Genomic DNA, 11,376 nt, shown 5'->3' on the forward strand with positions numbered 1-11,376 from the left:
AATATGGCAGTTTTCGCGGCCAAGCTGCTCGGCGTGGCGCCAGTGCTCGCTCACGTTCTGGGCAGAAGAGCGAGACCGAAAATGGTTCCGTCTGGCACGGTCCTTGAATGAAGGCGCGCGGTCGCAGGGTCATCCCGATCCCTGCGGAACCGCTGGGTCTCGGCCGGTGCGCGGCCGGCGGTGAGAAGGCAGAACAAAGGGGGCGCCGCCCATGAAAATCGTGATGGCGATCATCAAGCCGTTCAAGTTGGAGGAGGTCCGCGACGCCCTGACCGGGATCGGCGTTCACGGCCTGACCGTGACCGAGGTCAAGGGCTACGGTCGGCAGAAGGGCCACACCGAGATCTATCGCGGTGCCGAGTACGCCGTGAGCTTCCTCCCCAAGCTGAAGATCGAGGTGGCGGTCGCGGCCGACCTCGTGACGAACGTGATCGACACGATCGCGGGCGCCGCCCGCACGGGACAGATCGGCGACGGCAAGATCTTCGTGATGCCGCTGGAAAAGGCGGTCCGCATCCGCACCGGCGAGACCGACGCCGACGCGCTCTGAGAGCCCGTCCCGCACCGGTTCTCTCTCCGATACCCCGACGGCTCATCACCCGTTCCGGCGGAACGCGCCCGGCCGCGCCGCCTCCACTCTCCTCAATGCTTGACGCACGGCGATCAGGAGCTTCCTGTCCATGAAACCTCGTAACCTTCTCGCGCTCGGGCTGGGAGGAGCCGCCCTCGGCCTCCTCCTCGTCGAGCCGTCGCTCGCGCAGGCGCCGGCGGTCGAGCCCGCCGTCACCGCCGCCGCCCCGGTGCCCAACAAGGGCGACACCGCGTGGATGCTGATCTCGGCGGTCCTCGTCCTGCTGATGACGGTGCCCGGCCTCGCCCTGTTCTACGGCGGCCTCGTGCGCACCAAGAACATGCTCTCGGTGCTGACCCAGGTCTTCGCGATCGCCTCGATCGTCTGCCTCCTGTGGGTCACCTACGGCTACAGCCTCGCCTTCACCAACGGCGGCGGCCTCAACGATTTCGTCGGCGGCTTCTCGAAGGCCTTCCTCAAGGGCGTCGATCCCAACTCGGTCGCCGCCACCTTCTCCAACGGCGTCGTGATCCCCGAATACGTCTATATCTGCTTCCAGATGACGTTCGCGATGATCACGCCCGGCCTCATCGTCGGCGCCTTCGCCGAGCGGATGAAGTTCTCGGCGCTGGTCGTCTTCACGATCCTCTGGGTCACCCTGATCTACTTCCCGATGGCCCACATGGTCTGGTACTGGGGCGGTCCGGACGTCTTCGCCGACGCGGCCCGCAAGCTCGCCGCCGCCGGGGGCGAGGCCAATGCCGCGGCCAAGGCCGAGTACGATGCGGTGATCGGCGATGCCGGCATGCTGTTCAAGTGGGGCGCCCTCGACTTCGCCGGCGGCACCGTCGTTCACATCAACGCGGGTATCGCTGGCCTCGTCGGCTGCCTGATGCTCGGCAAGCGCATCGGCTACGGCCGTGACCTGCTCGCCCCGCACTCGCTGACCATGACCACGATCGGCGCCTCGCTCCTGTGGGTCGGCTGGTTCGGCTTCAACGCCGGCTCGAACCTCGAGGCGAACGGCACCACCGGTCTGGCGATGATCAACACCTTCGTCGCCACCGCCGCCGCCGCCGTGTCCTGGCTGTTCGTGGAATGGGCCGCCAAGGGCAAGCCGTCGCTGCTCGGCATGCTCTCGGGCGCCATCGCCGGCCTCGTCGCCGTCACCCCGGCCGCGGGCTTCGCCGGCCCGATGGGCTCGATCGTGCTCGGCCTCGTCGCGGGCGCCGCCTGCTTCGTGATGTGCTCCACCGTGAAGAACGCGCTCGGCTACGACGACTCCCTCGACGTGTTCGGCGTGCACTGCATCGGCGGCATCATCGGCGCCCTCGCCACGGGCATCCTGGTCTCGACCGACCTCGGCGGTGCCGGCATCCCCGACTACACCACCAAGCCCGGCGAGCTGACCCTCGGCGCCTACGACATGATGGCTCAGCTCATCGTTCAGGCGAAGGCGGTCGGCTTCACCATCCTCTGGTCGGGCATCGGCTCGGCGATCCTCTACAAGCTCGTCGATCTGACGATCGGCCTGCGTGTGACGCAGGAGGAGGAGCGCGAGGGTCTCGACATCGCCGATCACGGCGAGCGCGCCTACAACTACTGAGTGCTGGCCCGCCAGTACGGCGGATCCCGGTGAAAGGAGGCCTCGGCGCGTCGCGCCGGGGCCTTTTTTTGGCCCGGTCAGCTGAGTCGGGCTTGGCCGTCATATGTCGCCGCCTCGGCGTCCCGTGGCCTTTTGGTTAATTGATCGTGAAGATGACAGCCGATTTTCGCGGAAAAGTTGACACCCGCCGGCCCCGAAAATGTTGCCTCAACGCAACATTTTCCGCGCACAGGTTGCTGTGGCTCGAAACTGATTAAAAATTGGGCACTTGCGCAAAACTTCATTTTGCGGCGCGGCGTCGAGTTCGGCACCTTGGCCGTATCGAACTTGGGGCTGACCGCAATGACAATCAAAACAAAGCTTCTGGCCGCGGGCGCGGCACTCTCCACGCTGAGCGCCACCGCACTGCCGGTTCTCGCCGCCGACATGCCCGCCGCCGCACCGGCGCCTGTTGTCGTCGAGGAGCATTGTAAAGCTGCGATCTCGACCCCGACCTTCGGCGGCCTCATCAAGGCGAACCCGAACCCGGCCTGCTTCGTCACGGGACTGGGCGACATCTATGTCGGCGGCGCGATCACCGGCTTCGCCTATTCCCAGACCAACGCCTTCGGCATTCTCTCGCCGAGCGCCGAGCAGGACCGCTACGGCCGCGTCGATTTCACGAACCTCCAGGGCTGGATCCAGAAGGCCGACGGCCCCCTGCAGTTCTACGTCCATGCCGGCCTGTACTCGATTCCGGCGCTCGGCCTGCCGCTCTACTCCTCGTTCGAGCAGACCCAGTCGCTGTTCGGCCCGGTGCCGGTCGCCTTCGGCAAGTGGCAGATCAACGATGAGTGGTCGATCCAGGCCGGCCGGATGTTCACCAACATCGGCTCCGAGCTGCTGTTCTCCTACCAGAACCTCAACATCTCCCGCGGTCTGGTCTTCAACCAGGAGAACTTCATCAACCAGGGCGTTCAGGTGAACTACGCGAGCGGTCCGTTCGCGGCGGCGGTCTCGGTGAATGACGGGTTCTACTCGGGCGAGCTGAACTGGGTGACCGGCCTTGCCACCTACAAGATCGACGACTCGAACACGATCGGCATCAACGGCGGCACGCATTTCAGCGACTTCGATTCCTCGACCCGCAGCCCGCGCTTTCAGTTCGCGACGATCAACTCGCTGCAGAACAGCAGCATCATCAGCGTGAACTACACCTACGCCAACGGGCCGTGGATCATCTCGCCGTACTTCCAGTACACCAACGTCGCGCGCAAGGATAACTACTTCAGCCCGATCATCGGTGGTGAGACCTGGGGCGGCGCGCTGCTCGCCGGCTACGCCTTCAACGAGAACTTCGGTCTGGCCGGCCGCGTCGAGTACATCGCGCAGTCGGGCACTCGCTTCGACACCCTGAGCGCGACCAGCCTCCTGTACGGCCCGGGCAGCTCGGCCTTCTCGTTCACGATCACCCCGACCTTCACCTGGGACCGCTACTTCGTCCGCGGCGAGTTCGCGACGGTGCAGGCCTACGACGTCACCCCCGGCTTCGGCTTCGGACGCGACGGCACCAAGCGCTCGCAGGAGCGCTACCTGGTCGAGACCGGCTTCACCTTCTGAGGGACGCGCCGATCCGCCTGCGGAAGCCGGATCGCACGAAACCGGACTTGGTCCAATCTGGGAAGCCTCGGAGAAATCCGGGGCTTCCTGCATTTCCGGGCAGGGCCGGACGATCGCCTGAAGACGTCGCGCACCGGCAGACGGGCGATGTCGAGCGCTGCGGGCGGTGTCCGCTTTGTGGGACCCACTTAGCCCGCCGTTAACCGCCCCGCATTAGCCTTACCGGATCGTTGACACCGGACCGGTTTGCGCATGCGTTCCCTCCGCCGTTCCGCGTCGCCCTATGACACCTTCGTCGACAGCCTGCGGCCCTTCCTGGCCAAGCGGCTGACGGAGTGCGGCGGCCTGATCCTCTTCACCGGTGCGGTCGCTCTGACCGTCGCTCTGGCGACGTGGTCGATCGACGACCCGAGCCTCAACCACGCCACCGACCAGCGGGCGCACAACGTGCTCGGGCGCCCCGGCGCTGTCGTCGCCGATCTCGCCATGCAGCTCCTCGGGCTCGGCTCAATAATGCTCGCGCTGCCGCCTGTGCTGTGGGGCATGCGGCTGATGCGCGAGCGCGACCTGCCGCATGGGGGCGTGCGCCTCGCGCTGTGGATCGTCGGCGTGCTCTGCGCGAGCGCGGTCGCGAGCGCGGTGCCGGCCACGGCCCGCTGGCCTCTGCCCACCGGCATGGGCGGCGTGGCCGGCGACGCGCTGCTTGCCGGCACGCGGATGCTGGTCGGGCCGCTGGCGAGCTTCGCCGGCTTCCTGTTCGCGGCGATCGCCATCCTCAGCCTCACCGCCGCCTGCCGCGTGACCAAATCGGACTTCGAGGAGGACGAGGAGGAGCCCTACGCTGCGCCGCGCTCCGCGCCCCGTGCCGGCCGGGCCGCGGCCCACGAGGAGCGCCACGATTCCGACGAGCCGAGCCTCGGCATCCTGTCGCTGGGTGCGCTCGCCCAGGCCGTCATGCGCGGCCGGGCCTCTCTGCGCACCAAGCTCGAATCCTGGCAGGCGCCAGCCGACGAGGGCGAAGGGCTCGCCTATGCCGGCGCCTCGCCCGCACTCGCCGCCCGCCGGGCCTTCGCCGACGCGGATGACGCGCCCTGGGCGCCGCAGGCGCGCGAGCGCGCCGCCGCAACGGGCCGGCACGAGCCGCAATTCGAGCCGGAGGACGATGACGCCGACGAGGTGCCCGTTCGAACCGCTCCGCTGCGGGCCGCACCGGTCGCTGGCGAGACCGACGATCCCGCCGTCGAGCCGCCCACCCGCGTCTCGCGTCCGCTGCCGCAGACCCCGGCGGCGCGCCCGCGTCCGGCCGACCCCCGCCCGGAGGCCGGCGAGTACCGGCTGCCGGCTCTGGAACTCCTCGCCCGTCCGCGCGACCCGGCGCCCGGCTCCGAGGTCTCGGCGGAGGCGCTGGAGCAGAACGCCACCATGCTGGAGGCGACGCTGCAGGACTTCGGCGTGCGCGGCGACATCCTGGCGGTTCGCCCCGGCCCCGTCGTCACCCTCTACGAGCTGGAGCCGGCCCCCGGCACCAAGTCGAGCCGCGTCATCGCGCTCGCCGATGACATCGCCCGCTCGATGTCCGCCGTCTCCGCCCGCGTCGCCGTCGTGCCGGGCCGCAACGCGATCGGCATCGAGCTGCCGAACACCAAGCGCGAGACGGTTTTTCTGCGCGAGCTGCTGGCCTCGGTCGATTTCGTCGAGACCAAGCACAAGCTCGCCCTGTGCCTCGGCAAGAACATCGGCGGCGAGCCGATCATCGCCGACCTCGCCCGCATGCCGCACCTGCTGGTCGCCGGCACCACCGGCTCGGGCAAGTCGGTGGCCATCAACACCATGATCCTCAGCCTGCTCTACCGCCTGAAGCCGGAGGAGTGCCGCCTGATCATGGTCGATCCCAAGATGCTGGAACTGTCGGTCTACGACGGCATCCCGCACCTGCTCTCCCCCGTCGTCACCGACCCGAAGAAGGCGGTCATCGCCCTCAAATGGGCCGTGCGCGAGATGGAGGAGCGCTACAAGAAGATGTCCAAGGTCGGCGTGCGCAACATCGACGGCTTCAACGCCCGCCTCGAAGAGGCCCGCGCCCGCGGCGAAGTGCTGACCCGGACCGTCCAGACCGGCTTCGACCGCACCACCGGCGAGGCGGTCTACGAGGACGAGGTCATGGACCTCAACCCGCTGCCCTACATCGTGATCGTGGTCGACGAGATGGCCGACCTGATGATGGTGGCGGGCAAGGACATCGAGGGCGCGATCCAGCGGCTGGCCCAGATGGCACGCGCGGCGGGCATCCACCTGATCATGGCGACGCAGCGCCCGAGCGTGGACGTCATCACCGGCACGATCAAGGCGAACTTCCCGACCCGGATCTCCTTCCAAGTGACGAGCAAGATCGATAGCCGCACGATCCTGGGCGAGATGGGCGCCGAGCAGCTGCTGGGCCAGGGCGACATGCTGTTCATGGCCGGCGGCGGGCGCACGACGCGCGTGCACGGGCCGTTCTGCTCCGACTCCGAGGTCGAGACCGTGGTCGCCCACCTCAAGCGCCAGGGCCGGCCCTCCTATCTCGAGGCCGTCACGGCGGAAGAGGGCGAGATCCCGGCCGGCGCCGCTTCCCCCGAGGACGGTCCCGTCTTCGATGCCGGCCAGTTCGGCGGGGGGGAGGGGGCCGACCTCTACGAGCAGGCGGTGGCCGTGGTGCTGCGGGATAAGAAGGCCTCGACGAGCTACATCCAGCGCCGCCTGCAGATCGGCTACAACCGGGCCGCCTCTTTGATGGAGCGGATGGAGACCGAAGGTCTCGTCGGTCCGGCCAACCACGCCGGAAAGCGCGAGATCCTGGTGGAGGCCGAGCCGCAGGACTACTGACGCGACGCTCACCATCACATCGAATCATCGCCCGGCGCGCCGCCCTCGAACGAGGGCGGCGCGCTTTCGCGTTTCGGCGGCGCGTTCTCCCTCGACAACGGCTACGCTTGAAAATATAGCATCAGCTATAAGTTCGAGTGAGAGGTCTTATGTCGAGGAAGCGCTATGGACTCGGCTGCTGGACCGGGATCGGTGCCGGGCTGGGCATTGCCGGTCTCGCCGCGTCGCCGCTCCAGGCCGAGGAGGTATCCCTGGACGAGATCAGTGTGACGTCTGACAAGCCGGCAGGGCGACAGGGCACGGGCTCGGCACGGGATCCGGCCGGCTCGGCCGGCGTGCTTCCGGTGATGACCGACCGCTTCTCCACCGTGACCGTTGTTTCCGGGGCTGAGCTCGCCCGCTCGCAGCCGACCTCGCTCGGCGAAGCCCTGTTCGACAGACCGGGTCTGTCGGCGACCACCTTCGCGCCGGGCTCGGCCTCGCGGCCGATCATCCGTGGCCTCGACAATCACCGCGTCCGCATCCTTGAGAACGGCACCGGGGTGCAGGACATGTCGGATCTCGGCGAGGACCACGCCGTTCCGATCAACCCCTTGATCAACGACCGGATCGAGGTGATCCGCGGGCCGGCCGGCCTGCGCTACGGATCCCAGGCGGTCGGCGGCGTCGTCTCGGTGGAGAACAACCGCATTCCGACGAGCATTCCGCCGGGTGGTAGCGCCGGCCGGGTGACGACCGGCTACTCGGCCGTCGATAACGGCCGCAACGTTGCCGCGACCGTCGATGCCGGCAGCGACCACGTCGCCGTCCATGCGGATGCCTTCAGAAGCGCGGCGGACGACTACAACACGCCGCTCGGCATCCAACGCAACTCCTTCAACGAGTCCCAGGGCGGGGCCTTCGGCACCTCCTACCTGTTCGACCGCGGCTTCGTCGGCCTGTCCTTCAGCCACTTCGATTCGGTCTACGGCATCCCCGGCCTCGGATCCGCGTCGCAGCGGACCCGTCTCGATCCGGTGCAGGACAAGCTGCAGGCGCGCGGCGAGTACCGTCCGCTGGACGGGCCTTTCGCGGCGATCCGGTTCTGGACCGGCGGCTCGAACTACCGGCACAACGAATTCGGCACCGGTCCGAACGGCGTCGAGGGGATCGAGGCGGTGTTCAAGAACCGCGCGGTCGAGGGGCGGATCGAGTTCGACCACGTGCCGGTCGAGACAGCTCTCGGCACTTTGACGGGCCAGCTCGGCATCCAGGCCGACCGGCGCAAGCTTCGCATCTCGGGCGCGGAAGGGGGATTGCTGCGCCCCACCGATACGCGGGTCCAGGCGGCCTATCTCTTCGAGGAACTGGCGCTCGGCGGCGGCCTGCGCTTCCAGGCGGCGGGCCGCGTCGAGGGCAACCGCGTCGCCGGTACTCAGGCGCTGTTCCCCTCGGACTTCCTGCCCGATGGTCCCGGCGACGAGCCGGTGGAATCGCGCCGCACCCGCCGCTTCGCCCCGAAGAGCGCGAGCTTCGGTGCGCTTCAGGACTTGCCCCACGGCTTCGTCGCGAGTCTGACCGGCTCCTATGTCGAGCGCGCGCCGACCTCGCCCGAGCTGTTCTCGCGCGGGCCGCACGAGGCCTCCGCCACCTTCGAGATCGGCGACCCGAACCTCAAGCTGGAGCGCGCCCGCACCGTCGAGGTGGCGATCCGGCGGGCCGACGGGCCGTTCCGCCTCGACGCGACCGGCTACGTCACGCGCTACACCGGCTTCGTCTACAAACGCCTGACCGGCTTCACCTGCGGCGACACCTTCGGCAGCTGCGGCGTCGGCGGCGGGGATCTGCGACAGGTCGCCTACTCGCAGGCCGGCGCCACCTTCGCGGGCGCCGAGATCGCCAGCCAGATCGACCTCGTGCCGGTCGGTGACGGGTTCGCCGGCCTCAGCGCCCAATACGACTTCGTGCGGGCGCAATTCGACGACGGCAGCTTCGTGCCCCGCATCCCGCCCCACCGCGTCGGCGGCGGCGTCTTCCTACGGGCGGACGGCTGGTTCGCCCAGGTCAGCCTGCTCCATGCCTTCGCACAGACGCAGACGGGCGCGCTGGAGACGCCGACGCCCGGCTACAACGACCTCAAGGCGGAGATCGCCTACAGCCGCCCGCTCGATCCCGCGGTCCACGGCCTGAGCGAGGTGACGCTGGGCCTGCGCGGCACGAACCTGCTCGACGACGTGATCCGCAACGCCGCCTCCTTCCGCAAGGACGAGGTGGTGCTACCAGGGCGCAACCTGCGGCTCTTCCTCACGGCACGGTTCTGACGGAGGCGATCGGACGATCGGTGCCGGCGCATCGGCCCGAGGAGTACCGGCTTTCGAACGGGACGATGCGGCAACCCGAGGCGAGCATGCCGTCGCATCAGACGAGCGACCCGGTCTCGCCCGGGCGCCGCCACGTCGAGCGGTCAGCCTTCCCTGTAAGAGCGTAGAAGACCGAGAGCTGGCGGCCGTGCGGTACGGTCATGAGCGTTTGCTGGGATACTCTCGCCGATTATTTTCCTCATACGTCGTCGATGTGTGGTATTATTCTTCGATCGCAGGCAAATCGCTTCACCATGCCGGAGGCTGTCGAGGGTATACGGCGCCGTCGTGCCTCGCGAACATATTGCCTCTATTGGACGATTGTGGAATGCGGTGGTGGTCTTGGTGCGACTCAGAACGTCGTCACCCTCCCACGCGCGGAATTCGGTGTCGGCAATTGTGCAGGGGTGCAGGATGGATGGGGATGGCAGCCCACCTGCGCAGCCGATCCGCGGCGAGATGGCCGAGCGGATCCGGGCGTATGACTGGACGGCGACGGCTCTGGGGGGCGCGGAGACGTGGCCGCCGAGCCTGAAGGCCACGATCAGCCTGATCCTGGGATGCGGCTTTCCGATGATCGCGCTCTGGGGCCGGAATCTGATCCAGGTCTACAACGACGGTTATCGCGACCTGATGGGGCTGAAGCATCCGGCCGGGCTCGGACAGCCGACCCGCGCGTGCTGGCCCGAGGTCTGGCACATCAACGGACCGATCTACGAGCGGGTCTGGCGAGGCGAGACCTTCACCTTCGAGGACGCGGTCTACCCCCTGACCCGTTCGGGGAGCCTCGAGGACGCGTGGTTCACCCTGACCTACAGCCCGCTGCGGGACGATTCCGGCGAAGTGGCCGGTATCCTAGTCACCCTGTTCGAGACCACGGCCCGCGTGCTGGCGGACCGCGCCCTGCGCGAGAGCGAGGCGCGCTTCCGGGCCGAGCTGGAACGGCAGGTCCAGGAGCGCACGGCGGAGCTTCAGGCGAGCCGCGACCTGCTCAAGGCAACCATGGACAGCTCCATGGACATGATCCAGGTCTTCGAGGCCGTGCGCGATGCCTCGGGCGAAATCGTCGATTTCCAGTGGCTCCTCAACAACCATACCTCCGAGAGCCGCTACGGCGAGGTGTCCGGGCAGAGCCTGCTGGAGCGGAATCCGGGTGTGGTGCAGGAGGGCATCTTCGACACCTTCAAGCGCGTGACCGAGACCGGCCAGCCATCGATGGCGGAGCGCCGCTACGTCCACGAGCAGTTCGACGGCTGGTTCTTCCAGTGCGCGGTGAAACTCGGCGACGGGGTCGCCACCACCACCAAGGAGATCTCGGCCTGGAAGGCGGCGCAGGAGGAGGTGTTTCGGCTTCGCGACGAGATCGCCCAGGCGGCCCTGCACGAGAGCGAGGAGCGCTTTCGCGCCCTGGCCCGCCTCATCCCCGTTCTGCTGTGGCGCTCCGACGAGACGGGGCAGCACAACTCCCTCAACGAGGCCTGGCTCGCCTATACCGGACAGACCTTGGAACAGTCGCAGGCCGGCGGCTGGATCGATGCGATCCATCCCGACGACCGCGCGAAGGCGGGCCAAGTCTTCCGCGCCGGGCGCGAGCAGCAGCGGCTGATCGAGGTGCAGCAGCGCATCCGCCGGCACGACGGACATTACCGCTGGTTCCTCGTGCGGCAGGCGCCGATCGTCGATGCGGAGGGGCAGGTCACGCAGTGGATCGGTGCGGCCATGGACATCCATGATCTGCACGATCTGCAGGAGCGCCAATCCGTCCTCGTCGCCGAGTTGCAGCACCGCACCCGCAACCTGCTCGGTGTCGTGCGCTCGATCGCACACCAGACCATGGTGCAAACTGGCCCGACCGAGCGCTTCCGCGAGCAGTTCAACGATCGGCTGGCCGCTCTCTCGCGGGTCCAGGGATTGCTGTCGCGCTCCGAGCAGGAGCCGATCACCCTGCGCACGCTGATCCGGACCGAGCTGGAGGCGCTCGGCGGCGGTGACTTCGCCGACCGGATCCATGTCGCCGGCCCGCTGGTGCGCCTGCGCAAGGCGTCGGTCCAGACCCTCGCGCTCGCCGTGCACGAACTCGCCACCAATGCCCGCAAGTACGGCGCCCTGACGACCGAGAACGGCCGTCTCTCGGTGACGTGGCGCGCCGACAGGGATGCGTTCGGAGGCGGAAGCCTGCTGGTCGAGTGGATCGAGGAGGGTATCCGCCGGCCGCGCGACGCGCAGAGCCGGATGCGGCGCGGTTACGGACGCGAGTTGATCGAGCGGGCAATGCCTTACGCGCTCAACGCCAAGACCCGCTACGAACTCGGCGAGACGCGGCTGCTCTGCGCCATCGAACTGCCGCTGGGCGAGCGGTTCGGCGAAATGAGCACGGCGTAACCGCGGCCTGCGCC

6 protein-coding genes are annotated in these 11,376 nt (G+C 68.1%); all 6 read left to right on the top strand.

Annotated elements, in window-relative coordinates:
• Positions 1-211 precede the first annotated feature (211 nt).
• Entirely contained in the window at positions 212-550 is a 339-nt protein-coding gene (locus HNR01_RS22225) for a P-II family nitrogen regulator (RefSeq protein WP_026105669.1), read from the top strand.
• Positions 551-680: 130 nt separating this feature from the next.
• On the top strand, positions 681-2,177 hold the full coding sequence (locus HNR01_RS22230; RefSeq protein WP_183669888.1) for an ammonium transporter: 1,497 nt from the start codon (positions 681-683) through the stop codon (positions 2,175-2,177).
• A gap of 342 nt (positions 2,178-2,519) precedes the next feature.
• The gene (locus tag HNR01_RS22235; RefSeq protein WP_017485449.1) at positions 2,520-3,776 is read left to right on the top strand and encodes an outer membrane beta-barrel protein; all 1,257 of its coding nucleotides are present in this window, start codon (positions 2,520-2,522) and stop codon (positions 3,774-3,776) included.
• A gap of 252 nt (positions 3,777-4,028) precedes the next feature.
• The gene (locus tag HNR01_RS22240) at positions 4,029-6,641 is read left to right on the top strand and encodes a DNA translocase FtsK (RefSeq protein WP_183669890.1); all 2,613 of its coding nucleotides are present in this window, start codon (positions 4,029-4,031) and stop codon (positions 6,639-6,641) included.
• 149 nt (positions 6,642-6,790) lie between these two features.
• Positions 6,791-8,941, top strand: a complete 2,151-nt coding sequence (locus HNR01_RS22245; protein WP_183669892.1) for a TonB-dependent receptor — start codon at positions 6,791-6,793, stop codon at positions 8,939-8,941.
• 453 nt (positions 8,942-9,394) lie between these two features.
• Positions 9,395-11,362: a PAS domain-containing HWE histidine kinase family protein gene (locus HNR01_RS22250; protein WP_183669894.1), complete on the top strand. Its 1,968-nt coding sequence runs from the start codon at positions 9,395-9,397 to the stop codon at positions 11,360-11,362.
• Positions 11,363-11,376: the final 14 nt, after the last annotated feature.

This window comes from Methylorubrum rhodesianum, from assembly GCF_014199985.1.
Taxonomy (GTDB): Bacteria; Pseudomonadota; Alphaproteobacteria; order Rhizobiales; family Beijerinckiaceae; genus Methylobacterium; species Methylobacterium rhodesianum.